General features: G+C 66.5%; 20 protein-coding genes, 1 tRNA gene and 1 rRNA gene. 14 read left to right on the top strand and 8 right to left on the bottom strand.

What is annotated here, in order from left to right:
- The first annotated feature begins 72 nt into the window (after positions 1-72).
- From ABIB51_RS08930 to ABIB51_RS08915, 4 genes are read left to right on the top strand one after another with little or no spacing between them, the layout of a single operon-like run.
- Positions 73-618: a flagellar protein FlgN gene (locus tag ABIB51_RS08930; RefSeq protein WP_354187561.1), complete on the top strand. Its 546-nt coding sequence runs from the start codon at positions 73-75 to the stop codon at positions 616-618.
- A 10-nt stretch (positions 619-628) separates the two neighbouring features.
- Complete coding sequence (flgK, locus tag ABIB51_RS08925; RefSeq protein ID WP_354187559.1) at positions 629-2,041, top strand: flagellar hook-associated protein FlgK; 1,413 nt, start codon at positions 629-631, stop codon at positions 2,039-2,041.
- Positions 2,042-2,043: 2 nt separating this feature from the next.
- A complete protein-coding gene (flgL, locus tag ABIB51_RS08920; protein ID WP_354187558.1) occupies positions 2,044-2,967 on the top strand; it encodes a flagellar hook-associated protein FlgL in 924 nt (307 codons plus the stop codon).
- Positions 2,964-3,353 carry a flagellar assembly protein FliW gene (locus ABIB51_RS08915; RefSeq protein WP_354187556.1) on the top strand — a complete coding sequence of 130 codons (390 nt, stop codon included), beginning with the start codon at positions 2,964-2,966 and terminating at the stop codon, positions 3,351-3,353. Before flgL ends, ABIB51_RS08915 begins: the two co-directional genes overlap by 4 nt.
- Before the next feature lie 24 nt (positions 3,354-3,377).
- Here the strand turns inward: ABIB51_RS08915 and ABIB51_RS08910 are convergent, their stop codons facing one another.
- The 3 genes from ABIB51_RS08910 to ABIB51_RS08900 form a co-directional block, all read right to left on the bottom strand.
- A complete protein-coding gene (locus ABIB51_RS08910; protein WP_354187554.1) occupies positions 3,378-3,923 on the bottom strand; it encodes an AMIN-like domain-containing (lipo)protein in 546 nt (181 codons plus the stop codon).
- A gap of 241 nt (positions 3,924-4,164) precedes the next feature.
- The gene (locus ABIB51_RS08905) at positions 4,165-4,467 is read right to left on the bottom strand and encodes a DUF4193 domain-containing protein (RefSeq protein WP_354187552.1); all 303 of its coding nucleotides are present in this window, start codon (positions 4,465-4,467) and stop codon (positions 4,165-4,167) included.
- Positions 4,468-4,647: 180 nt separating this feature from the next.
- The gene (locus ABIB51_RS08900; protein ID WP_354187550.1) at positions 4,648-5,136 is read right to left on the bottom strand and encodes a GyrI-like domain-containing protein; all 489 of its coding nucleotides are present in this window, start codon (positions 5,134-5,136) and stop codon (positions 4,648-4,650) included.
- 215 nt (positions 5,137-5,351) lie between these two features.
- On the opposite strand from ABIB51_RS08900, the gene ABIB51_RS08895 reads away from it, so the two are divergent.
- The 4 genes from ABIB51_RS08895 to ABIB51_RS08880 all read left to right on the top strand — a co-directional run bounded on the left by ABIB51_RS08895 (position 5,352) and on the right by ABIB51_RS08880 (position 10,547).
- Positions 5,352-6,386 (top strand): nitrilase-related carbon-nitrogen hydrolase, encoded by a 1,035-nt coding sequence (locus tag ABIB51_RS08895; RefSeq protein WP_354187548.1) that lies wholly within the window; start codon positions 5,352-5,354, stop codon positions 6,384-6,386.
- Entirely contained in the window at positions 6,383-7,408 is a 1,026-nt protein-coding gene (locus ABIB51_RS08890) for an agmatine deiminase family protein (RefSeq protein WP_354187546.1), read from the top strand. Before ABIB51_RS08895 ends, ABIB51_RS08890 begins: the two co-directional genes overlap by 4 nt.
- Positions 7,409-7,420: 12 nt before the next feature.
- Positions 7,421-8,983, top strand: coding sequence for an APC family permease (locus ABIB51_RS08885; protein WP_354187544.1), 1,563 nt, complete (start codon positions 7,421-7,423; stop codon positions 8,981-8,983).
- 184 nt (positions 8,984-9,167) lie between these two features.
- Positions 9,168-10,547: a hypothetical protein gene (locus ABIB51_RS08880; RefSeq protein ID WP_354187542.1), complete on the top strand. Its 1,380-nt coding sequence runs from the start codon at positions 9,168-9,170 to the stop codon at positions 10,545-10,547.
- Positions 10,548-10,633: 86 nt separating this feature from the next.
- Here ABIB51_RS08880 and ABIB51_RS08875 read toward each other — a convergent pair.
- Positions 10,634-10,710 (bottom strand) — tRNA-Thr (locus ABIB51_RS08875).
- Positions 10,711-10,891: 181 nt separating this feature from the next.
- Positions 10,892-11,782 carry a DsbA family protein gene (locus ABIB51_RS08870; RefSeq protein WP_354187540.1) on the bottom strand — a complete coding sequence of 297 codons (891 nt, stop codon included), beginning with the start codon at positions 11,780-11,782 and terminating at the stop codon, positions 10,892-10,894.
- A gap of 291 nt (positions 11,783-12,073) precedes the next feature.
- Here ABIB51_RS08870 and ABIB51_RS08865 point away from each other — a divergent pair, with 291 nt between their 5' ends.
- From ABIB51_RS08865 to ABIB51_RS08850, 4 genes are all read left to right on the top strand, one after another.
- Positions 12,074-13,483 carry an alpha,alpha-trehalose-phosphate synthase (UDP-forming) gene (locus ABIB51_RS08865; protein ID WP_354187731.1) on the top strand — a complete coding sequence of 470 codons (1,410 nt, stop codon included), beginning with the start codon at positions 12,074-12,076 and terminating at the stop codon, positions 13,481-13,483.
- Positions 13,473-14,279 carry a trehalose-phosphatase gene (gene otsB, locus ABIB51_RS08860; RefSeq protein WP_354187538.1) on the top strand — a complete coding sequence of 269 codons (807 nt, stop codon included), beginning with the start codon at positions 13,473-13,475 and terminating at the stop codon, positions 14,277-14,279. The genes ABIB51_RS08865 and otsB overlap by 11 nt, the downstream gene beginning before the upstream one ends.
- Positions 14,280-14,521: 242 nt before the next feature.
- Entirely contained in the window at positions 14,522-15,604 is a 1,083-nt protein-coding gene (locus ABIB51_RS08855) for an ABC transporter ATP-binding protein (RefSeq protein ID WP_354187536.1), read from the top strand.
- A gap of 149 nt (positions 15,605-15,753) precedes the next feature.
- Complete coding sequence (locus ABIB51_RS08850) at positions 15,754-17,172, top strand: DUF4032 domain-containing protein (protein ID WP_354187534.1); 1,419 nt, start codon at positions 15,754-15,756, stop codon at positions 17,170-17,172.
- A 31-nt stretch (positions 17,173-17,203) separates the two neighbouring features.
- On the opposite strand, the gene ABIB51_RS08845 is transcribed toward ABIB51_RS08850, so the two are convergent.
- Positions 17,204-18,571 (bottom strand): FAD-binding oxidoreductase, encoded by a 1,368-nt coding sequence (locus ABIB51_RS08845; protein WP_354187532.1) that lies wholly within the window; start codon positions 18,569-18,571, stop codon positions 17,204-17,206.
- Between the two features lie 421 nt (positions 18,572-18,992).
- On the opposite strand from ABIB51_RS08845, the gene ABIB51_RS08840 reads away from it, so the two are divergent.
- Positions 18,993-20,780 (top strand): glycoside hydrolase family 13 protein, encoded by a 1,788-nt coding sequence (locus tag ABIB51_RS08840; protein WP_354187530.1) that lies wholly within the window; start codon positions 18,993-18,995, stop codon positions 20,778-20,780.
- Between the two features lie 2 nt (positions 20,781-20,782).
- Positions 20,783-21,817 carry a LacI family DNA-binding transcriptional regulator gene (locus ABIB51_RS08835; protein ID WP_354187528.1) on the top strand — a complete coding sequence of 345 codons (1,035 nt, stop codon included), beginning with the start codon at positions 20,783-20,785 and terminating at the stop codon, positions 21,815-21,817.
- Between the two features lie 95 nt (positions 21,818-21,912).
- Here the strand turns inward: ABIB51_RS08835 and ABIB51_RS08830 are convergent, their stop codons facing one another.
- Positions 21,913-22,413: an SRPBCC domain-containing protein gene (locus ABIB51_RS08830; protein ID WP_354187526.1), complete on the bottom strand. Its 501-nt coding sequence runs from the start codon at positions 22,411-22,413 to the stop codon at positions 21,913-21,915.
- Between the two features lie 153 nt (positions 22,414-22,566).
- Positions 22,567-22,683, bottom strand: a 5S ribosomal RNA gene (rrf, locus tag ABIB51_RS08825).
- Positions 22,684-22,863 lie beyond the last annotated feature (180 nt).

Genomic DNA, 22,863 nt, shown 5'->3' with positions numbered 1-22,863 from the left:
AATCCTGCTAACGGATCCGGGACCCCTGCCGATAGTTTCTCCGAACCCTGCTGACGGCTGCAGCTGACACTTATGTACTGCAGCCCCGGCACCACCGCATTCGTCACCTACGAGGGAGCCGTCCAGACCATGGCCATCCACGAACTTTCAGCCTTGCTGTGGCGGGAGCGTGAACTTCTGGACGTTCTCACTTTCAAGCTGGAGGAGGAGCAGTTGCTGCTCACCGCCGGCAAGTCCCGCTGGCTTCCCCACGGCACCAAAGAAGTCGAGCAAGTGCTGGAACACCTGTCCAAGGCGAGCCTCGCCCGCACCATCGAAGCCGCCGTCGTGGCGGAAACCTGGGGAATGCCCACCGACGCGTCCCTTGGTGAACTCGCCGCTGCTGCACCGGAGGGCGCCTGGTCCGAGATTCTCACGGCCCACCTGGCCGCGTTGACCCGCCAAACCACCCTGATCAAGGAACTGCGCGACTCCAACGAGCAATACCTGCGCACCGCAGTCCGTTCCACGCAGGAATCCCTGGCCGATCTGCGGCCCACCACTGCGGCCGGCACTTACGACGCCCAAGGCAAGACCGGCGAAACTGCAGGCTCGCGCATTTTCGACAAGCAATTCTAAGGAAGCGACCATGAGTACCTTCGGCGCCCTGAACACCGCCTACCGCGGCTTGACCGCCGCCCAGCAGGGCATGAACGTGGCCGGGCAGAACATCGCCAACGCTGCTACCGAGGGCTACACCCGGCAGCGCGTCCAGCAGTCTTCGATCATGGCTCCGGCTCAAGGTCTGTTTGGCTCCGGCCGTCCCGAGGCCGGAAACGGCGTCTCCGTGGACGGAATCGCACGCCTGGGAAGCAGCTTCCTCGACGCGGGAGTCCGCGCCGCAACAGCCCAGGCAGGCTACGCGAGCGCCCGTTCGTCCGCGCTCCAAGGGATCGAAGGCATGCTTCAGGAACCCGGCAAAGACGGCATCTCCACCGCCCTCCACGACTTCTGGTCCGCCTGGCAAGGCGCCTCCAACCAGCCCAACGACTCCGCAGCCAAAGGACTGGTCCTGCAGGCCGGCAACGATCTCGCCACCAAGGTCTCGTCTTCCTACCGTTCCTTGGAGGGGCAGTGGAGCAGCGTCCGGGGTCAGGCCCAAAGCGCCGTCGAAACGGTCAATGCCGCCGCCACACAGGTCGCCGCCTACAACACGAGCATCCGCTCTACCCTCGCCGCAGGAGGATCCGCCAACGAGCTGATCGACGCCCGGGCCAAGCTCACCGAGACCATCTCCCGGCTGACCGGCGGCACCGTCCGGGAACAGGCCGACGGCACCGTCGATATCCACGTCGGTGGCAACGCCCTGGTGATGGGCGGCACTACCCGGGCACTCGCCCTGTCCGGGAGCCAGACTGCGGACAGGCTCGGCGCCTCCGTCCAGCTTGAGTGGGCGGACCGGCCGGGCGCGGCCATAGCCGTCGCCGATGGCGAAATCGCCGGCGCGTTATCTGTCCTGGCCCCTGCGGCCAAGGGCGGCGCCATCGACGCTGCCGCGCAGTCACTCAACAAGTTCGCCGGGGACTTGAGGGACGCCGTCAACGCCCTTCACGTCGGCGGACGGAAATCTGACGGCACTCCGGCCGGCGACTTTTTCGACCCCGCGCCCGCTGGCCCTGCTGCCCTCGGTCTCGCCGTCGTACCCAAGGGCGCCGCCGAGATCGCGGTCGGCGTGGCCGGTGCGGGGAACCTCGACGGCAGCCTCGCCGACAAGATCTCCCAGCTCGGCACCGGGCCGGGGTCACCGGACAACGCCTGGGCGAACATCGTCACCGGCATCGGCGTGCAGTCACGCGGCGCCCAGCAGCATGAGTCGCTGAGCTCGGCCGCTGAGATCTCCGCGCAGACGGGCCGCGCCTCGCAGGCGTCCGTGAGCCTGGACGAGGAAAACGTCAGCCTGCTCACCAACCAGCACGCTTATCAGGCCGCGGCCCGTGTCATGACGGCTGTGGACGAAGCCCTGGACGTCCTGATCAACCGCACCGGACTGGTAGGAAGGTAGACATGCTGAACCGGGTAACGAACCTGACCATGAGCACCACCGCCCAGCGGACCCTGCAGGCCCAGCAGTCCAGGCTGGCCCAGCTGCAGGAAAAAGCCACCACGCTGGACAAGATCTCGCGTCCTTCCGACGATCCTGCCGCCACAGGCCAGGCTCTCGAGACGCGCGCTCGGCTCGCCGCCAATGCCCAGTACGGCAGGAACATCGACGACGGCGGCAGCTGGCTCACCGCGGCCGACTCCGCCCTCGGCCAAGCCACCAACGTCATGAACCGCATCCTCGACCTCACGGTCCAGGCAGGCAACGGCGCGCTCAACCAGGCAGGCAAGGACGCCATCGCCGTCGAGCTCGAAGGGCTGAACAAGGATCTGCTCTCAATCGCCAACAGCAAGCACCTGGGCCGCAACATTTTTGCGGGCAGTTCGGACGCGTCCACGGCCTTCAGCGCAGCCGTCCCGGCCGACCCGGCCGTTCCCGGCTCCACCGGGACCCCGCCGGTGTTCAACGGTGTCGCGGGCGGTTCCGTGGAACGGCGCATCAGTGCGGACCGGACCATCCGGGTCGATGCCGACGGCGTCGCGATCTTCGGCAGCGGCACCGGCTCCGTTTTCGACGCCGTCAGCAAGACCATCGGTTCGCTGCGCAAAGGGGAGGATGCCACCGTGCACCTCGGAAACCTGCAGGCGTCGTTCAAGAACATCGTCAGCGGGCGTGCTGAAATAGGAACACGGCAGGTGCAGCTGGAACGCGCCGGCAACGTCAACACGGAACTGGAGGCCACCTTGGATGCACAGAAGATGGGCATTGAAAGGGCCGATCTCGGCAGCGTCATCATGGACCTGAAACTTCAGGAAACCAACTACCAGGTGGCCCTGGCCGCCACGGCGCGGGTCCTGCAGCCCACGCTGATGGACTTCCTCCGGTGACCACAGCCGTGATGAACACCCCCGTCGCCTTCATCGCCCCCATGCCGGGCCTCGAGAACGTGCACGATTTCACGCTTCGGAGCGTCGACGGCGCGACGGGACTGTACGCCCTGGAATCCGGCTCCGCGCCGGTGCGGCTGTTCCTCGCCGATGCGGCCGTCTTCGTCCCGGGCTATGCACCGCCTGTTCCGCCGTCCGCACTGGAGGCCCTGGAATTCGAGCAGGGCGAGGCACCGCAGGTACTGGTGGTACTCAATCACTCCCCCGAATCCACCACCGTCAACCTGATGGCACCGATCGTGCTCAACCCGGCCAGCCGCCGCTGCACGCAGCTTGTCCTGGATGGCCGCGACTACCCGCTCCGGGCGGACCTCAACTCGCTCTAGGGCCCCGGAGCCGGCGGCCCGGCATCACCAGAAGTGCGCGACGTCGATGACAAGCCGTGAACCGGCGTCGGGTCCGGCCAGGGTGAAGACCCGGAACGGCAGCCTGGCCCTGACGCCGAGCCCGACGTTCGAGTAGCCCTCGAAACTCCCGGCCCACGCCACCTGCCGCAGGGTCTGGTAGCCCGTCACGTTGGCGAGTTCGTTCTTGTCCGCCGGGGTGTAGGTGGAGTTGCCGTTCTCGTCATAGGCCGGCGAGTTGACCGCGAGCTGGATGAACGCCTGCCCGCGCAGCGGTACCGGGAGCCCTGAACCGTCCTGCGTCACTTGCGGAACGTAGCGGGCGGTGTATCCCGCCACGGGGCCGTTGAGGTCGATCACCAGCCGGTCGAAGCAGTAATGCTGGCCGGTGCGGATGCTGGTCACCTTGGCCTGGCTCAGTGCCGGGTCGGACTCGGACAGCGATCCCCACACCAGTCCGCAGTACGGCTCCGCCGATGCCGCCCCGGGTGCGAGAAGTCCCATGCCGAGGGCCAGCAACACGGCTGCGAGCCAAACTTGGATCTTCTTCAATCCGGCCACCCCCTGAAGCGATGAGATGGTTCAAGAGTAGGAGTGTTAGCGGGCGGAAGCGAGGGCCGGACTGACTTCGGCGTCGAACCGTTAGCCTCGCTGCTTCCGGGTCATCGGAACGTGATCTGGCGCGTGTCCGCAGACACCGGAAACAGCGAAGCGCCGGTCCCCCGCGGGGAGCCGACGCTTTGCTGGAACAATTCTGTTGGGCTGTGAAACGGGTGGCGCGCTGGGAAGTCCCCTAGCCTTCGCAGTCGCGGCAGTACTTCAGGCCATTCTTTTCCTTGGCCACCTGGGAGCGGTGACGGACCAGGAAGCAAGAGGAACAGGTGAATTCATCCGACTGTTCCGGAACGACAGTGACGGTCAGCTCTTCGCCGGAGAGATCCGCGCCCGGAAGGTCAATGCCTTCAGCCGTGTCGTTCTCGTCGAGGTCAATAACGGCGGTCTGGGCGCCGCCGCCCCGGGACGCCTGGAGGGCCTCCAGCGATTCAGCGGGAGATTCTTCTTCTGTCTTGCGTGGGGCGTCGTAATCGGTAGCCATTGCGGGGTTCACTTTCGTTGCTGCGCAGCGCCATTTCAGGCACCTCAGTGAAGAAGTTTAGGTCATTATGCATGGAGTTGAGGAATAGTGTGTGCAACGCGACACTTTGCGTCGCGCCGGCTTCCCAGCGGGACGAACAGGACGACCGGAGCACAGTCCCCGCCCGCCTCCGGGACTCGTTTATGCCACCGGCCACACGACGAGCGTCTTCCATTTTGAGGAGTCCGGCTCGGTCCCCGGATCGCTCAGGTAGTACTCCCACATCGCCTCCGCAGGCGTCAGGGCCTCCGCTTCCATCCGGGCCAGGAGCGCCTGGTACGTCTCCTGCAGGGTCTCGTACGGTCCGATGTGCATCGCCTCAAACGCCTGCCCGGCGGGCAGCGACCCGGCGATCACGCCGCTGCCGCCCGTAGAAGGGTACGGCGCCGCCAGCGGGAACCCGGCTTCGACGTCGACGACGTCGGTGGGCTTCCCCCGGTACAGGGCGAACGGCGGCCCCGCCAGCTGGACGTGCTGCTGATCGACCGCGGCCATAACGGCGCCGTAGGCCCGGCCGAAGAATTCGCGCAGGGCAGTCATCGGCACGGTCTCCCGAACGACGGCGGTCGGCTGCTCCCGGAGTTGGGCGGACTTGATTTCCGGCGTCTTTTCCGGATTCGCTTCAGTCATACGCCCAGACTCCGCCGGTCGGTTTGCAGGGTATAGGGCCTAACGTCCCGGCGGCCGGGCGAGGTCCGCCCGGCCGGGCAGCGCGAGGGCCACCCGTCGGCCACACCGTAACAAAATGAACTTTATTCATTAAACCCTTGCCCTCCATGGCCTGGCACCGTAATACTAAATGAACGTCATTCATTTAGTGACGCCCATCTCACTGGAGTAGCCACATGATCGAAATCACCTCCCTGGACGCACCACCCTCCCTGGCCCGGACCACACCGTCCAGCCGCCCGGCCCTCCGGGTCGGCGTGGTGCAGCACCGCTGGACCACAGACCCGGCCGCCCTTCGCGCAGAACTTACCGAGGGAATCGAACGCGCTGCCCGACTGGGAGCCACCGTTGTCTTCCTCCCCGAGCTCACGCTCTCCCGCTATCCCGCCGACGCACTTCCCGAAAACGACACCTCGCGGCCCGGAGCCGTACGCTCCCGCCCCTCGGACCTCGCGGAGGACCTGCTGACGGGGCCCACGTTCCGTTTCGCCGCCGAGGCTGCCCGCCGGCACGGGATCTGCATCCACGCCTCGCTCTACCAGCGCGCGGACCACCCCGATGGCACGGATGACGGCCTGGGGCTGAACACCGCAATCCTGGTGTCCCCGGCGGGCGAACTGCTGGCCCGCACGCACAAGCTGCATATCCCGGTCACGGCCGGCTACTACGAGGACAAGTTCTTCCGTCCGGGTCCCGCCACGGAAGACCCGTACGAAGTCCATGCCCCGGCCGAACTCGGCGGCGCACGGCTGGGCATGCCCACCTGCTGGGACGAATGGTTCCCTGAACTCGCCCGCCTCTACTCCCTCGGCGGGGCCGAAATTCTGGTCTTCCCCACCGCCATCGGTTCGGAGCCGGACCACCCCGACTTCGACACCCAGCCGCTCTGGCAGCAGGTAATCGTCGGCAACGGTATCGCCAACGGCCTCTTTATGATCGCCCCCAACCGCTGGGGCAACGAGGGGACCCTGAACTTCTACGGTTCGTCCTTCATTTCCGATCCTTATGGCCGGATCCTCGTCCAGGCCCCGCGCGACGAGTCCGCCGTCCTCGTCGCGGACCTGGACCTCGACCAGCGCCGCGACTGGCTGACGCTCTTCCCGTTCCTGGCCACCCGCCGTCCGGACACGTACGCCCGGCTCAGTGATCCAGTGCGCCGCGAAGCGCCGATCGGCGGCGAGGCACCCGTGTACTTCGAGGTGACCGCATGAGCGCCTGGCACATGCCCGCAGAGACCGCGCCGCAGGAGCGGATCTGGATGGCTTTCCCCACCGGCGGCTACACGCTCGGGGAGTCAGCCGAAGAAGCCCACGCCGCCCGGTCCGTCTGGGCCGCCGTCGCCAACGCCGTCGTGGACTTCGAACCGGTCACGGTCGTCGTCAACCCCGGCGACGTCGACATCGCCCGGCGTTACCTCCGTCCCGTCGTCGAGGTGCTCGTCGCGGAGATCAATGACGCCTGGATGCGCGACATCGGCCCCAGCTTCGTGCTGGACGGCAACGGAAACCTCGGTGCCGTGGACTGGGTGTTCAATGGCTGGGGAGCCCAGGAGTGGGCCTCGTGGGACAAGGACTCCCGGATCGCTGCGGAGGTGGCTGGCCGCTCGCAGGCGAGCCATATTCCCTCCACGCTCGTCAACGAGGGCGGCGGCATCCAGGTCGACGGAGAAGGCACCGTGCTGATCACCGAATCGGTCCAGCTGGACCCCGGACGCAACCCCGGGCTGAGCAAGGCCGACGTCGAAGCCGAACTGGCAAGGACCCTGGGCGTCACCCATGCCATCTGGCTCCCCCGCGGCCTGACAAGGGATTCGGAAAAATTCGGCACCCGCGGACACGTGGACATCGTGGCCGCCATTCCGTCCCCGGGCACGCTGCTGGTCCATTCACAGCAGAACCCGGAGCACCCGGATTTTGAGGTCAGCCGGGACATCATCCGTTTCCTGTCCACCACGCGGGACGCCGCCGGCCGGGAGTGGAACATCATCGAAGTCCCCGCGCCCCGGGAGCTCTCGGATGAGGAGGGGTTCGTCGACTACAGCTACATCAATCACCTGGTGGTCAACGGGGGCGTCATTGCCTGCACGTTCTCGGATCCCAACGACGAGAAGGCGCTCCGCATCCTGGCGGACGCCTACCCCGGCCGCCGGGTTGTGGGCATCGATGCCCGCGAGCTTTTTGCCCGCGGCGGCGGCATCCACTGCATCACCCAACAGCAACCTGCTGCCTCCTAGAAAGGGCCGGACATGACTCAAACCTTCCGCAAAGGAGGCTCGGCGGGCGGCGCAGCCCCGACCGACGCCGCCGGCACCGCGCACGGCATCACCGGCAAGGGACTCAAGGGCGGACAGCTTGGCCTGCTCGCCGTCGTGGTTCTGGGGATCTCGACAATTGCCCCCGCTTACACCCTCACGAGCGCCCTCGGCCCGACTGTCAGCGAAGCCGGACTGCAGCTGCCGGTGATCTTCCTCATCGGCTTCATTCCGATGATCCTGGTTTCCCTCGCCTACCGGGAACTCAACGCCGACTCCCCGGACAGCGGCACCACGTTCACCTGGGTCACCAAGGCATTCGGCCCCTGGGTGGGCTGGATGGGCGGCTGGGGGCTGCTGGCGGCCAACATCATTGTGCTATCCAATCTGGCCGGTGTGGCGGTGGATTTCTTCTATCTTTTCCTGGCGCAGTTGACCGGTTCGCCGGAGCTGGCAGACCTCGCGGCCAACAAACCGCTGAACGTCCTGACCTGCTTCGTGTTCGTCGCCTTGGCAGTCTGGATCAGTTACCGGGGCCTGCACGCCACCAAGCTGGTCCAGTACGGGCTGGTCGGCTTCCAGCTGCTGGTCCTGGGGTTGTTTGTGGTCATGGCCTTCGCCAACTGGTCCACCTCTGAAACGGCCATCCCGTTCAGCTGGGAATGGTTCGACGTCACCAAGATCCAGACCTTCGGCCAGATCGCCGCCGGAATCTCCCTGTCCATCTTCGTGTACTGGGGCTGGGATGTCTGCCTGACGGTCAACGAAGAAACTTCCAACGGCAAGAAGACCGCAGGCATCGCAGGAACCCTGACCGCCGTCGTGGTCCTCGGCATCTACCTCCTGGTGACCATCGCAACCATGATGTTCGCCGGCGTCGGGGACACAGGCATTGGCCTGAACAATCCCGACAACCAGGCGAACGTTTTCACGGCGCTGGCCTCCCCCATCATGGGCCCGTTCGCGATCCTGATGTCACTCGCGGTGCTCTCGAGTTCGGCGGCGTCGCTGCAGTCCACGTTCACTTCGCCCTCGCGCAGCCTTTTGGCCATGGCCCACTACGGCGCGTTGCCCCACCGGTTCAGCCATGTCAGCAAGCGCTTTTCGACACCGGGATTCGCCACCGTGGCGGCCGGCGCGGTCTCGGCGGGCTTCTACGCCGTGATGCACGTGATCAGCGAAAACGTCCTCAACGACACCATTCTGGCGCTCGGCCTGATGATTTGTTTCTACTATGGGCTGACGGCATTCGCGTGCGTCTGGTATTTCCGCAAGAGTGTCTTTAGCAGCGCCCGCAACTTCCTTCTGCGGCTGCTTTGCCCCTTGCTGGGCGGAGCCGGCCTGTTCGTGGTGTTCCTGCAGACCGCCGTCGACAGCTGGGCGCCGGAGTTCGGCAGCGGGTCGGAGTTCTTCGGCGTGGGACTGGTCTTTGTCCTGGGCATCGGCGTCCTGGCGCTTGGCGGCGTGTTCATGATCCTCATGGCGCGGCTCCGGCCGGGCTTCTTCCGCGGCGAAACCATCCGGCAGGACACACCGGCGCTGGTGGTCCCGGAATAGCCTCGCAGTAAGGGCCCGCCGGCCCGGGTGAGCCCGGGCCGGCGGGTTTTTGCGTGCGTCCGGCGCCTGCGAAGCTGCCAGGGCGTGTTGAGGAACACCTCCCCGTGCTAGATTCACGCTGTCTGCATTTTCTGCGGGCTCTAGCGCAGCCTGTTCCGGGCGCGGCAATTTGGGGGAAGTTTTTATGCTGCTATTCGATCGCGTCCGGCCTCTAGCCATTCCCTTGTCCCTGGTTGTGGTCATGATGCTTTCCCTGGCACCGCTTGCCCCCGCATCGGCGGCGCCGGATACGACGACGGCGGTGCGTGTTGCGTCCGCCGCGCCGTTGAAGACGGCACCGGTACCGACGATCACCGGCAAAACAAAGGTCGGCTACACCCTGACCGCAGCCCCGGGCATCTGGGGTCCGGCACCCGTCACCCTGAAGTATCAGTGGAAGGCCAACGCCGTCGCCATCATCGGCGCGACCGCCGCCACCTACAAACTGGCCGCTGCCCAGGCCGGCAAGGCCCTCACAGTCACCGTCACCGGCACCAAGGCGGGCTACACCACGGCCGCGAAGACCTCGACCGCCACCGGCGCCATCGCCGCAGGCTCGCTCGGGCCGGCCCCGGTGCCGACGATCACCGGCACGGCAAAGGTCGGCTACACCCTGACCGCGGTTCCGGGCATCTGGGGTCCGGCACCCGTCACCTTGAAGTATCAGTGGAAGGCCAACGCCGTCGCCGTCATCGGCGCGACCGCCGCCACGTACAAGCCCGCCGCAGCCCAGGCCGGCAAGGCCCTCACTGTCACCGTCACCGGAACCAAGGCGGGCTACACCGCAGCCGCGAAGACTTCGGCCGGCACAGCAGCAGTCACGCCCGCGGGACCCGGCGTCGACGTGTCCTGGCCGCAGTGCGGCAAACCCCTGCCCAAGGGCCAGAGCTTCGCGATCATCGGTGTGAACAACGGCCTGGCTAACAACACAAACCCGTGCCTGGCCACCCAGCTGTCCTGGGCCGCCACGTCCACCGGAGGGACCGGCCAGCCCCTCGTGGCCCTGTACGTCAATACCGGAAACCCCGGGACCGCCGGCTCCTGGTGGCCTACCAGCAACACCTATGCCGGAAAGACCGTGGCCAACCCGTACGGCACGTGCACCAAGGGCTCGGTCGGCCCGGCGTGCTCCTATATGTACGGCTACGCCAAGGCCTACGACGACGCCAACATCCGCGGGATCAAGAACCCGGCCTCCTACACCTGGTGGCTGGACGTCGAGACCGAAAACTCCTGGTCAACGAACAAGGCCGCCAACAGAGCCGACCTGGAGGGCATGGCCGCCTATTTTGCCAGCATCGGCGCCAAAACAGGGCTCTACTCGACCGGCTACCAGTGGGCACAGATCGTCGGCTCGGTGCCATCGACCAGCACCCTTTACGCCCAGCGCAGCTGGCTCGCCGGCGCGAGCTCTCTCTCAAACGCGAGCAGCATGTGTTCGGCAGCGCCGCTGACAGGCGGCGGCAAAGTCACCATGACCCAGTACATCTCGGGCGGGTTCGACTACAACAAGTCCTGCATCTGAGTTCCAGGCTCCGGCCCGCCGCGGCCCGTTTCCGGGCACGAGAAACCCCTCCGGTCCGGGCAAACTCGCCGGGAGGAGGGGTTTCGTGGGGCCCCCTGTCGGATTCGAACCGACGACCCCCGCTTTACAAGAGCGGTGCTCTGGCCAACTGAGCTAAGGAGGCATTCCTTCGTGCCGACCGGAACCGGACCCCGAAGAGGCCTGGCGCCACGGCGCTAGATAAGGTTAGCCCACGGACCCCCGGTGATAAAAACCAGGGGAATGCCGCTGCCCGAAACCAAACAGCCGGCCCGTTCCGGATGAATCAGGAACGGGCCGGCTGGAGTTGCCGTCAGGTGGCGCTGTTACTGCTTGGCGTCGATCGCGGCCTGCAGGAACTGCTCGAACGGGGTCTGGGCGCTCTCGCCCTTGCCCCACTGCTTGCCTTCGACAAAGACGCTGGGCGTGCCCGTGACTCCGATGGCCGAGGCCTCCTGGGTGGTGTATTTGACCCACGGGCGGAAGGTCTTGTCATCCACGCACTTCTCGATGCTTTTGGCTCCCACGTCGGTCGCCATCTTCTTCAGCTCCGAATCCGGCAGGCCGGCTCCGCCTTCGGCAGGCTGCTTGTCGAAGAGCGCGTTGACAAAGTCCGCGTACTTCTCCGGGGACTCGTTCACAACGCAGGCCGCGGCGTTGGCGGCACGCGAGGAGTAGTTGGTGGTGGAGCGGCTGTCCAGGAAGCCCAGCGAACGGTATTCCACGGTGATCTTGCCTTCATTGCGCAGCGACGTAAGGGTCTCGTTGTACTGCGCCTCGAAGTTCTTGCACACGGGGCAGATGAAGTCGACGTAGAGCACTACCTTGACCGGCTTGCCCGCCTCGGCTTCGGCCGCCGGCGCTACGACCTCGGCCGGCGGAGTAGCCGGCGCGGCCGGCACGTCGGCCAGCTTGACGGTCGCAGGCTCCGTTTTGGCCACCTCGGAATTGGCGAGCAGCGTGACGCCACCATGGACGTTGCCGTTGGCCGGGGTGGGACCCTCGTCGGCGATCGGCGCGTTGTTCTTGATGCTGGAGGTGACCACCAGGGCCACGATGGCGAGGATGGCCACGACGGCGACCACAATGCCCCAGCCGATGAGCAGCTTGTTGCGTTTATCCTTCTTCAGCTGCGCCTCGCGGATTTCACGGGCTTTCTCGCGGGCCGCGGCAGTTCGCTCTGATTTGGACTGACGGGGTTCGTTTGCGGGGCTCATTGGTTCCTCGGGTCGATCGGCCTGTGGTATCCACTGGGTGGCAATTCATCATTTTAGGGGAGAAAACTGGGAAGTTGCGCTTTCAACTTTCCTTCAAGCCTCCCAACGGACGAATAGCCCGGAAGATTCCGTGCCGATAGGGTGGATGGGAGCCACAAGCGACCCCAGGGGGCAGCAATGCAAGCAACGGACAGCGCCGACCACGGCACGAGAATGACAGACGGGGCGGACGGGACAGCTGCAGGCGACCAGGCAGAGCATGCCGCCGGCTCCGACGCCGCGTTTGACTTTATGGTGGTCTCCAACCGCCTCCCCGTTGACCGCTGCTCCCCGGACGAGCCCGGCTGCGTGGACGGCTGGCGCCGCTCCCCCGGCGGCCTAGTGACCGCCCTGGCCCCGATGATGACAAAGACCGACGGCGCCTGGGTGGGCTGGCACGGCGCTCCCGATGAGACCGTGCAGCCCTTCAGCCACGGCGGCATCGACCTGGTCCCGGTCCAGCTCAGCACGGAGGACATCGAACTCTTCTATGAGGGCTTCTCCAATGCCACGCTCTGGCCGCTGTATCACGACGTGATCGCACCGCCGGAGTTCCACCGGACCTGGTGGGATGCCTACCGGAGGGTCAACCGGAGGTTCGCCGACGCCGTCATCGACCATGCAAACCACGGCGCCACGATCTGGGTCCAGGACTACCAGCTGCAGCTTGTACCCAAGATGCTCCGCGAGGCACGTCCGGACCTGAAGATCGGGTTCTTCAACCACATCCCGTTCCCGCCGCCGGAAATTTTCGCCCAGCTACCGTGGCGCCGGGCCATCATCGACGGATTGCTCGGTGCAGACCTTGTCGGCTTCCAGCGCCCCAGCGACGCCGGAAACTTCATGCGCTCCGCCCGCCGCTTCCTCGGCGCCAGCGTCAAACAGCAGCAGATCCATGTCAAGGGTCCGGACGGGGCGACCACCCATATCGCCCGCGCCCAGGCGTTCCCCATCTCGATCGACGTCCAGCAGATCAGCGAACTGGCGCAGAAACCCGAGATCATCGAGCGCGCCAGCCAGATCCGCCGCGACCTCGGCAGTCCCAAGACGATCCTGCTCGGCGTCGACCGGCTCGACTACACCAAGGGCATCCGGCACCGGCTCAAGGCCTACGAGGAACTGCTGGCGGACGGCCTGGTCACAGTGGAGGACGCCGCGCTGATCCAGGTTGCGAGCCCCAGCCGGGAACGCGTCGAGCAGTACCGGCTGCTGCGCGAAGAGGTCGAAGGCACCGTCGGCCACATCAACGGCACGTACGACACCATGCAGAACACCGCCGTGCGCTACCTGCACCACAGCTACCCCATCGAGGAGATGGTGGCGCTGTACCTGGCAGCGGACGTCATGCTGGTCACGGCGCTGCGTGACGGCATGAACCTTGTGGCCAAAGAATATGTCACGGCCCGCACGAACAACGACGGCGCCCTGGTCCTGAGCGAGTTTGCCGGCGCCGCGGACCAGCTCAAGCAGGCCCTGCTGATGAACCCGCACGATATCGACGGCCTCAAGGCCACGATCATGAAGGCGGTCAACCTGCAGCCGGCCGAGGCCGCCCGCCGCATGCGCTCGATGCGCAAGCAGATCCTGGACCACGACGTCGACCTGTGGTCTTCGGACTTCCTCAACGCCCTCAAAGAGAAGGTGATCCGCGATGACTCCTGAGAAGACGCCGCTCTCGCTCTCCCCCGAACTGCTCGAGGCCGTCCGCCGCGTTGGAGGCACCGAACACCTCCTGGTCGCCATGGACTTCGATGGCACCATGGCGCCGCTGGTCGACCATGCCAAGGACTCCCGGCCGCTTCCCCGTGCCGCGGCCGCCTTCGCCGCGCTGACGGAGCTGCCGCGGACGTCCACGGCGCTGATCTCCGGACGTGCGCTCGACAGCCTGCGGGCAACCGCCTCCCCTCCGGAGCAGACCCTGCTGATCGGCAGCCACGGGGCGGAAGTCTGGATGGGCCCGGGCTCCTCCCGGCTCGAGCTCGACGACGCCCAGCGGGAACTGCTCGCCGATGTCCGCCGGGTTCTTACGGAAATCGCGGAGGAAGCTCCGGGCACCCTGCTCGAGGACAAGCCCGCCGGCGTCGTGCTGCACACGAGGCTGGCCGACGACGACGTCGCGGAGGACGCGGTGGCCGCCGCCCGCGCCGTGCTCCAGGACCGGCCCGGCGTCTACCTGAAAACCGGGAACCGCGTCCTGGAAACCTCCGTGGTCAACGCCTCCAAGGGCGACGGCATCGCGTTCCTGCGCCAGGCGACAGGAGCCACCGCGGTGGTCTTCGCCGGCGACGACACCACGGACGAGGACGCCCTGGGCCGCCTGGTCCCGGGAGATCTCGGCGTCAAAGTGGGACTGGATTTCACCCAGGCGCAGTTCCGCGTGGAGGCGCCGGTGCACGTCGCCGAACTGCTGGAAACGGTGTTGCGGGAGCGGAAACGCGCCCTCGGCACCACGGCCTGAAACCTGGGTGTAACCCGAATCACGTGTGACATTGGTAACTTTATGGCCCTTTTGCTACAAATCTGACATACTCTGTTTGTGATGTGGCGCACAAGAACCGTGCGGCGTCATTGGATACTCCTCGGCTTCGGCCGGGGAGTATGCGCACGACTGGACACCTACAACTGAATAAACAACCGAATAATAAGACCATTCACTACGGATCGTCCGGCACGTACCTGCCGGTGAAGGGATTGATAACTGTGGCTACAGTTACTTTTGATAACGCTACGCGTCTGTACCCGGGCACAGAGAAGCCCGCTGTTGACAAGCTCAACATTGAAATCGCCGATGGCGAATTCCTCGTCCTCGTGGGACCCTCCGGCTGTGGAAAGTCGACCTCCCTGCGTATGCTCGCAGGTCTTGAGGACGTGAACTCCGGCCGCATCCTCATTGGCGACCGCGACGTCACGGACGTTCCGCCGAAGGACCGCGACATCGCCATGGTCTTCCAGAACTACGCGCTGTACCCGCACATGACTGTCGCTGACAATATGGGCTTCGCGCTGAAGATCGCCGGCATCAGCAAGGAAGAGCGCGCCGAGCGCGTCCGTGAAGCTGCCAAGCTCCTGGACCTCGAGCCCTACCTTGACCGCAAGCCGAAGGCACTCTCCGGCGGCCAGCGCCAGCGTGTTGCCATGGGCCGCGCAATCGTGCGTAACCCGCAGGTCTTCCTCATGGATGAGCCGCTGTCCAACCTTGACGCCAAGCTCCGCGTCCAGACCCGTACGCAGATCGCGTCCCTGACACGCCGCCTGGGCGTCACCACGGTCTACGTGACCCACGACCAGGTCGAGGCCATGACCATGGGCGACCGCGTTGCTGTGCTGAAGGACGGGCTGCTGATGCAGGTCGACACCCCGCGCAACCTCTACGACAAGCCGAAGAACGTCTTCGTGGCCGGCTTCATCGGCTCACCGGCCATGAACTTGCTGGAACTCCCCGTCGTCGACGGCGGCGTGCAGTTCGGCGGCACGGTCTACCCGGTTCCGCGCGATGTGCTTGAAGAAGCCCACGGCCAGACCGTCACGCTCGGTTCCCGCCCGGAAGACCTCGAGACCGCACCGCAGGGTGAAGGCCTCCAGGTCGAGGTCGACGTCGTCGAAGAACTCGGCGCCGACGCTTACGTCTACGGCCACACCACCCTGGACGGCCAGAGCCACGACATCGTGGCACGCGTTGACGGCCGCCGCCCCCCGATGAAGGGCGAGTCCATCTGGGTCCGCCCGCAGTCAGGCCACGTACACCTGTTCGACACCAAGACGGGTCTGCGTCTGGGCGCCTAGTCCCCACCCACGCACCGGCAAAACTGACGGCGGTCCTCCCCAACCGGAGGGCCGCCGTCGGCCGTTAACCGCACGGCTGACCATGGACCATTACTGCAGACCTGGCCCGATCGTTAGGGCCGTTGCCCTTAGTACGGAAGAATTGGCACATGACCGAGGAAAACAACGCCCAGTGGCACGACGAACCCACCGACTACGGTCAGATCGGGAAGCTGCCCCGCTACCAGGCCGCCAGCGCCAACGACGACAAAGGCTCGTTGGCCTCCAGCTCCTTGAGCATCACCGCGGCCGCCACCGAACCGGAGCTGCTTGACCTGCCCTGGCACATTGCCCTCGAGGACTGGCCGGCGGAATATCTCGCCGCCCTCCCCCGCGGCATTTCCCGGCACATCGTGCGCTTCGCCCACCTGGGCGGTTCCGTCATCGCCATCAAGGAAACCTCCGAGCACGTCGCCCGGCACGAGTACCACATGCTCCGGAAACTGGCCCGGCTGGATGTCCCGTGCGTGGAGCCGGTCGCCGTCATCACCGGGCGCACCACGCCCGATGGCCGGCCGCTGAACCCCGTCCTGGTCACCCGGCACCTGAAGTTCTCCATGCCCTACCGCGCGCTCTTCTCCCAGATGCTGCGCAAGGACACCCTGACCCGCCTGATCGACGCCCAGGCTCTGCTCCTGGTCCGGCTGCACCTGATCGGCTTCTACTGGGGCGACGTCTCGCTCTCCAATACGCTGTTCCGCCGCGACGCCGGCGCGTTCGCCGCGTACCTCGTGGACGCCGAGACCGGCGAGCTGTACCCGGACCTCTCCACGGGCCAGCGAGAGTACGATCTGGAAATCGCCCGGGTCAACATCGCCGGCGAGCTCATGGACCTGCTCGACGGCGGCCTGATCGAGGAGAAGGTGGACCCGGTGGCCACCAGCGAGCTGATCATGGACAGCTACCGCCGCCTGTGGACGGAGCTGACCGAAAAGGAGTCCTTCGAGATCGGCGAACGCTGGCGCGTGGCCGCCCGGATCCGCAAGCTGAACGAGCTCGGGTTCGACGTCGAGGAATACGCGATCAAGACCACCCAGAACGGTTCCACCATCCAGCTCCAGCCGAAGGTGGTGGACGCCGGGCACCACCAGCGCCGGCTGCTGCGCCTGACCGGCCTGGACGCCCAGGAGAACCAGGCCCGGCGGCTCCTGAACGACATGGACTCCTTCCGGGCGGACAACAACCCCGGCATGGACGAGGAATACAGCGCGCACCTCTGGGTCAGCCAGATCTTCGAACCGATCGTCCGGTCCATCCCCCGCGACCTGTCCGGGAAGCTGGAGCCCGCGGAGGCCGTGCACGAAATCCTGGAACACCGCTGGTACATGTCCGAAAAGGAGAACCGGCACATCCCGCTGGCCGAGGCCGTGCAGTCCTACATCGACTCCGAGCTGCGCCACCGCCGCGACGAGGCCGCCATCATGCTGAACCCGGATACCGGACTGCTGAAGATCCTGGAGGTCGAAACCGAGGAATCGCGTTACGGCGCCGACGAATCGATCGATGAATACCCCGACTCCGACGACTAGGAGCCGCCGGAGCCTGGACCGCCCGGCTGGGTTAAATCGCCTTGCCGGGGTTCAGGATGCCCGCCGGGTCGAACAGTTCCTTGATCCGGCGTTGCAGTTCACGCACGGGCTCCTTCTGTTCCAGCCCGAGCCAGCGCAGCTTGAACTGGCCGATCCCGTGCTCGCCCGTGATGGTGCCGCCCATCGCGAGAGCGACCGTGATGGACTTGTCCAGGGCCGCGCCCAGTCGTTCCATGGCGTCGGCGTCGACGGCGCTGCCCACCCGGTCCACCCAGAAGGTCGGGTGCAGGTTTCCGTCGCCGGCGTGCGCCACAACCTTGAGCTGGACCCCGAACGCCGCCGCCATCGCCTCCAGCTCCGCGACGTAGTCCACCAGACGCGAGCGGGGCACGGCGACGTCCTCGCCCACCCGGTATTCGTCGTCGACCTCCACGCCCCGGCTGTTGCGCCGCAGCTCCACGAGGTGCTCGGCCTCGGCATTGGCCTCCATGGTCACCACTGCCCCGCCGGCTGTCAGCAGCGGCCGGATGGCAGCAGCCTCCGCCTCGGCGCCGAACCCGTCGGTCTGGATCAGCAGCAGGGACGCGCCGCGCGCGGCCAGGTCCGAGCCGTGGATGTCATCGAGCTGCGCGAGCGATCCACTGTCCAGCAGTTCCATAATGGCCGGTTGAACGCGGGCCTTGCCGACGGCGAGGACGCCCGCCGCGGCGCTGCGGAAGTCCGGGTAGAACGCCGCGATGGTGTGCACTTCCCGCGGGAGGTATTTGAGCCGGACCGTGATGCCGACCACGATCCCCAGGGTCCCCTCGGAGCCCACAAAGAGCCCGGTGAGGTCGTAGCCGGCGACCCCTTTGAAGGTCTGGTGTCCGGTGTGGATCAGTGAGCCGTCCGCGAGCACGACGTCGAGGGCCAGCACGGAGTCCCGGGTCACCCCGTACTTCGCGCAGCGCAGGCCGCCGGCGTTCGTGGCGACGTTGCCGCCGATGGTCGACATCTTGAAACTGGCCGGGTCCGGGGCGAACATCAGTCCGTGGACGGCCGCGGCCGCGTTGAGGTCCGCGTTGACGACGCCGGGCTCGACGACGGCGGTCTCGTCGTCCGGGTTGAGGTCCAGGATGCGGTTCATCCGCTCGAGGCTCAGCACAACGCAACTCTTGCTCGCGTGGGCGCCGCCGGAGACGCCGGTGCCCGCCCCGCGGGCCACCAGCGGGATGCCGCGGGCCGCGCACGCGCTGACGGTGGCCTGGACGTCTGCAACAGACTCAGCGAGGACCACCGCCTGCGGCAGCTGGTAGTCCAGCACGGGTGCCTGGTCCACGGCATACGCGGCCAGGGTGGTGGCGTCCACGGTGACTTTCCCGGGGCCCAGGGCAGAGGTGAGCTCGTCAATGATGCTCATGCGGTCTCCAGTTCTTCGAATCCGACTCTCAGTCTAAGGCGCGAAGACGGACGCCCGGATTAGGGCGTGGTTCCGGGCAGACGGCGCCAGCGGGCCTCGGGTGCAGATCAGGGCGCTTGGCGCCGCCCCGCGCCGAGGGCCGGATCCTCCGCGGGCTTTCGCCCGGTAGGTGATGTGACTCACAATTGCAAGCGCTTCCAAGCTGCTGGCACAACATGACTCCGGTACGTCACATTACCGACGGGTAACGCGGGCGTTCGGCCCCGCCCTGGATTCCCGACCGTTCGGGGCAAACCCCCACTTCAGCGCGCTGTTCAGGACCTATCCCACATCCCATTCCGGACATTGGCAGGGACCGGGTGCGTTGAATTTCGACTGGAAGCGTTTTCAAATTCACCGATTCGGATTTACGATTACCGGCATGTCCGTTGATACAGTCCTCACCGCCCCCGCCGGCCGGGTTCCCCTGACCGGCCCGTTGACACCGGTGCACGCCGCAGACCACATGCCCGGCTGGTGGCGCTCCGCCGTCATCTACCAGGTCTATCCGCGGTCCTTCCGCGACCTGGATGGCGACGGCATTGGCGACCTCGCCGGCATCACCGCCGAACTGCCGAAGCTCGCGGAACTGGACATCGACGCCGTGTGGCTCTCGCCGTTCTACCGTTCCCCGCAGCGTGACGCCGGGTACGACGTCAGCGACTACTGCGACGTCGACCCCCTATTCGGCACCCTTGCGGACTTCGACGCCATGATCGCCGAGGCCACCCGCCTCAGCCTGCGCATGATCGTGGACCTTGTTCCCAACCACTGCTCGGACCAGCACCAGGCTTTCCAGACCGCCCTCGCGGCCCCGGCCGGCAGCCCGGAACGGGACCTGTTCATCTTCCGCGACGGGCGGGGAGCCTACGGCGAGGAACCGCCGAACAACTGGCAGTCCCACTTCGGCGGCCCGGCGTGGACCCGCATCACGGAGCCCGACGGCACCCCGGGCCAGTGGTACCTGCACCTCTTTGACACTTCCCAGCCGGACTTCAACTGGGATAACGACGCCGTACACGCAGAGTTCGAGCGCGTACTGCGCTTCTGGCTGGACCGCGGGGTCACCGGATTCCGTGTGGACGTGGCCCACGCCCTGGTCAAGGCTCCGGGACTTCCGGAATGGGGCGGCCGCGCCGACGGTGCCAGCTCCGACGGCTACGCGGGCCAGGACGCCCCCATGTTCGGCCAGCCGGCCCTGCACGACATCTACCGCAAGTGGCGGCGGATCCTTGCCGAGTACGGCCCGGACCGCATCCTCTGCGCCGAGGCCAACGTGGACCCGCTTCCCCGGCTGGCCGACTGGGTCCGTCCGGACGAGATGCACCAGGCCTTCAACTTCCCGTACCTCCACGCCGGCCTGGACGTGCGCCGGATGCGCCATGTGATCACCGAGTCGCTGACGTCGCTGGATTCCGTCGGAGCGCCCAGCACCTGGGTCCTCTCCAACCACGACGTCGTCCGGCACGCCACCCGCTTCGGGTACAACGGCCAGGCACCGCGCGACGGCGACGGGATCGGCAGCCACGATCCGCAGCCGGACGAGGCTCTCGGCCGTGCCCGGGCGGCAGCCGCCTCGATGTTCATGCTCGGGCTTCCGGGCGGCGCCTACCTTTACCAGGGCGAAGAACTGGGCCTGCCGGACGGCATCGACATTCCGGACGGCCAGCGGCAGGATCCGACGTTTGGCCGCACCGGCGGCGAGCGGTTGGGCCGGGACGGCTGCCGCGTACCGCTGCCGTGGCGCAGCGGCGAGCTCCACGCTGGCTTCGGCTCCGGCGAGAACCCCTGGCTGCCGCAGCCGGCGAGCTTCGACGGACTGGCGCGGGACGCGCAGGACGCCTCGCCGTCGTCGCACCTCAACCTGTACCGGCGCATGTTGGCTCTCCGGCGCGACCTGGGGCTCGGCAGCGGATCACTGTCCTGGCTCGAGGACTGGTGCACGGACACCTGCCTCGCCTACCTCAACGGCACCACCCTCGTGTTGCTGAACGTGGGCCACGGGCCGGTGGAGCTGCCCGCGGGGAGGGTCCTGCTGCGCAGCTCGGCCGGGACAGCCGGATCCGTCGAAACAGGCTGGGACTGGGCTGGCGCGGCCGAAAGCGGGCATCGGTTAGGCTCGGGTGAAACGGTCTGGCTGGAAATCTACCTCGGGGACACGGAGAGCTGACAATGCCCGGCATCAAGGACGTCGCAGAACGGGCCGGCCTTTCCATCGCCACCGTTTCGCGGGCCCTGAGCGGCAAGGGAAATGTTTCGGTGCGCAGCAAACAGCGGGCGCAGACCGCCGCCGCGGATCTGGGCTTCGTGCCCTCTTACCACGCGTCCAGCCTGGCCTCCGGGCGGAACCACAATGTCGGCGTCGTGGTTCCCTCCGTCCACCGCTGGTTCTTCTCCTCCGTGGTCGAAGGCGTGTCCGCGACCCTGCTCGACGCCGGCTACGACCTCACCCTGTACAACGTGAGCGGGGGCGAGGAGCGCAGGCACAGTGTGCTGAACGACTTCCTGCTGCGCAAGCGCGTGGACGCGGTCATCGCCGTGTCTCTGGAGCTCAGTACGGCGGAGATCCAGCAACTGCTGGCAATCCACCGTCCCATCGTGGGGATCGGCGGGCCGCTGCCGGGGGCCTCGACCATCCGGATCGATGATTCGGGGATCGCCGAGGCGGCCGGCCGGCACCTCATCCAGCTGGGCCATAGCAAGATCGCGCACATGACCGGCGATGCAGCCTATGACAAGGACTTCAGGCTTCCCGGTACCCGCCAGGGCGGCTTCAAGGAAGCCATGAGGGACGCGGGACTGGCGGTCCGGCCCGAGTGGCAGGTCTGCGCCGACTTCACCATCCAGGGCGCCTACGCCAGTGCCCGGCGGCTGCTGGGCGGCTCCGTGGAGCGCCCGACGGCGGTCTTCGCGGCCTCCGATGAGATGGCGATCGGAACCATCCTGGCCGCCCGCGATTTCGGCCTCCGGATCCCGCAGGACCTGTCCGTCATCGGCATCGACGGCCACGAGCTCGGCGAGGTGTTCGGGCTGACAACGATCGACCAGGACGCCCGCGGCCAGGGCGCGCTGGCGGTGCGTCGACTGCTGGCGGGGCTGGAGGACGGTGCGAACACCGCGGCAGAGGACACCGAGTACCCGACGAGTCTCGTCATCCGGTCCAGTACGGCCGTGCCGCCGGCCGAGACGGTGGCGCTGCAGGCCTAGCCAGCTACGCCTCGCATCTTGCTGGCCTCACGTGCTGCCGGAGCATCTTCTTCCACTCGTCGGCCTGCAGCCGACGGATTATGGCCTGCGGCCCATCAGTCATCGCCACCGCCCATGAACCGGAGGAAGCGGTCCAGGACTCCGGGCCAGCCGGCGACGTAGTCCGCGCGGATGGCGGCCGGGTCCTCGGCGCCTTCCCAGCCGCTGTGCACCAGCCGGAGCTCGGTGCCGCCTTCGACGGCCCGGAAAGCGACCCGGAGTTCCGTGGACCACACGGCAGTACTTCCCGGGTGCCAGCTGGCGTGGAAGGACAGCGGTGGCTGCCAGTCATCAATCGAACCCCAGATCGCCGTCCGGCCGTCGTCCGCAGTCTCCAGAATCAGGTTCTCTTCGAACTCCACATAGGAGCCGGCGCCGTAGACGCTGTGGTCCTCGAGCGGCCACCACAGGTGCGTGTGCTCGGTGAACCCCACAAAGGCCCGGGCGACGGCGCCGGGTACCACCACGGTGAAGACCACCGGCTCCAGGCCGTCTGTTGCCACGGGTTCGGGGCCATCAGGCTGGTCAAGGGGAGCGTGGCTGAAGAGGTTGTCCATGGGCATTTACTCTACCCGCGCCAGTCCCGGCTGCCTGCCCAGGTTCCGGCCCTGATGGGCCCGGCGGAAGGCCGGCTGTTTTGTGGTTTGGGGGGTTAAATGCGGGAGAGCCTCCAGACGTGTGTCTGGAGGCTCTCGACCGTTTTAATGATGTTCCGGCGGTGACCTACTCTCCCACACCCTCCCGGGTGCAGTACCATCGGCGCTGTGGGTCTTAGCTTCCGGGTTCGGAATGGGACCGGGCGTTTCCCCCACGCTATGACCGCCGTAACCCTTGCTCCGCGCCCCCTTGGGGGGGCGGGAAATCTGGTGTTACAACTGTGGTGTTGTTTATTTTGTTGTGTTCTCAAGCAACGGGTTTGTTGTTTGGGAACCACATAGTGGACGCAAGCAGTCTTGTTTCTTTGTACCGCCCCTGGTTGCAAACGCTTTTGAACCGTTTGCGGGGGT

This window comes from Arthrobacter sp. UYCu712, from assembly GCF_040547005.1.
Lineage (GTDB): Bacteria > Actinomycetota > Actinomycetes > Actinomycetales > Micrococcaceae > Arthrobacter.
The sequence above is the reverse complement of the archived record's forward strand: the minus strand, read 5'-3'. Positions and strand labels throughout refer to the sequence as shown.

Excerpts from the sequence above, each read along its gene's own strand:
- ABIB51_RS08930 (WP_354187561.1), top strand. The coding sequence starts at position 73 with ATGTACTGCAGCCCCGGCACCACCGCATTCGTCACCTACGAGGGAGCC.
- flgK (WP_354187559.1), top strand. The coding sequence starts at position 629 with ATGAGTACCTTCGGCGCCCTGAACACCGCCTACCGCGGCTTGACCGCC.
- flgL (WP_354187558.1), top strand. The coding sequence starts at position 2,044 with ATGCTGAACCGGGTAACGAACCTGACCATGAGCACCACCGCCCAGCGG.
- ABIB51_RS08905 (WP_354187552.1), bottom strand. The coding sequence starts at position 4,467 with ATGGCTACCGATTACGACGCCCCACGCAAGACAGAAGAAGAATCTCCC.
- ABIB51_RS08900 (WP_354187550.1), bottom strand. The coding sequence starts at position 5,136 with ATGACTGAAGCGAATCCGGAAAAGACGCCGGAAATCAAGTCCGCCCAA.
- ABIB51_RS08895 (WP_354187548.1), top strand. The coding sequence starts at position 5,352 with ATGATCGAAATCACCTCCCTGGACGCACCACCCTCCCTGGCCCGGACC.
- ABIB51_RS08890 (WP_354187546.1), top strand. The coding sequence starts at position 6,383 with ATGAGCGCCTGGCACATGCCCGCAGAGACCGCGCCGCAGGAGCGGATC.
- ABIB51_RS08885 (WP_354187544.1), top strand. The coding sequence starts at position 7,421 with ATGACTCAAACCTTCCGCAAAGGAGGCTCGGCGGGCGGCGCAGCCCCG.
- ABIB51_RS08880 (WP_354187542.1), top strand. The coding sequence starts at position 9,168 with ATGCTGCTATTCGATCGCGTCCGGCCTCTAGCCATTCCCTTGTCCCTG.
- ABIB51_RS08870 (WP_354187540.1), bottom strand. The coding sequence starts at position 11,782 with ATGAGCCCCGCAAACGAACCCCGTCAGTCCAAATCAGAGCGAACTGCC.
- ABIB51_RS08865 (WP_354187731.1), top strand. The coding sequence starts at position 12,074 with ATGGTGGTCTCCAACCGCCTCCCCGTTGACCGCTGCTCCCCGGACGAG.
- otsB (WP_354187538.1), top strand. The coding sequence starts at position 13,473 with ATGACTCCTGAGAAGACGCCGCTCTCGCTCTCCCCCGAACTGCTCGAG.
- ABIB51_RS08850 (WP_354187534.1), top strand. The coding sequence starts at position 15,754 with ATGACCGAGGAAAACAACGCCCAGTGGCACGACGAACCCACCGACTAC.
- ABIB51_RS08845 (WP_354187532.1), bottom strand. The coding sequence starts at position 18,571 with ATGAGCATCATTGACGAGCTCACCTCTGCCCTGGGCCCCGGGAAAGTC.
- ABIB51_RS08840 (WP_354187530.1), top strand. The coding sequence starts at position 18,993 with ATGTCCGTTGATACAGTCCTCACCGCCCCCGCCGGCCGGGTTCCCCTG.
- ABIB51_RS08835 (WP_354187528.1), top strand. The coding sequence starts at position 20,783 with ATGCCCGGCATCAAGGACGTCGCAGAACGGGCCGGCCTTTCCATCGCC.
- ABIB51_RS08830 (WP_354187526.1), bottom strand. The coding sequence starts at position 22,413 with ATGGACAACCTCTTCAGCCACGCTCCCCTTGACCAGCCTGATGGCCCC.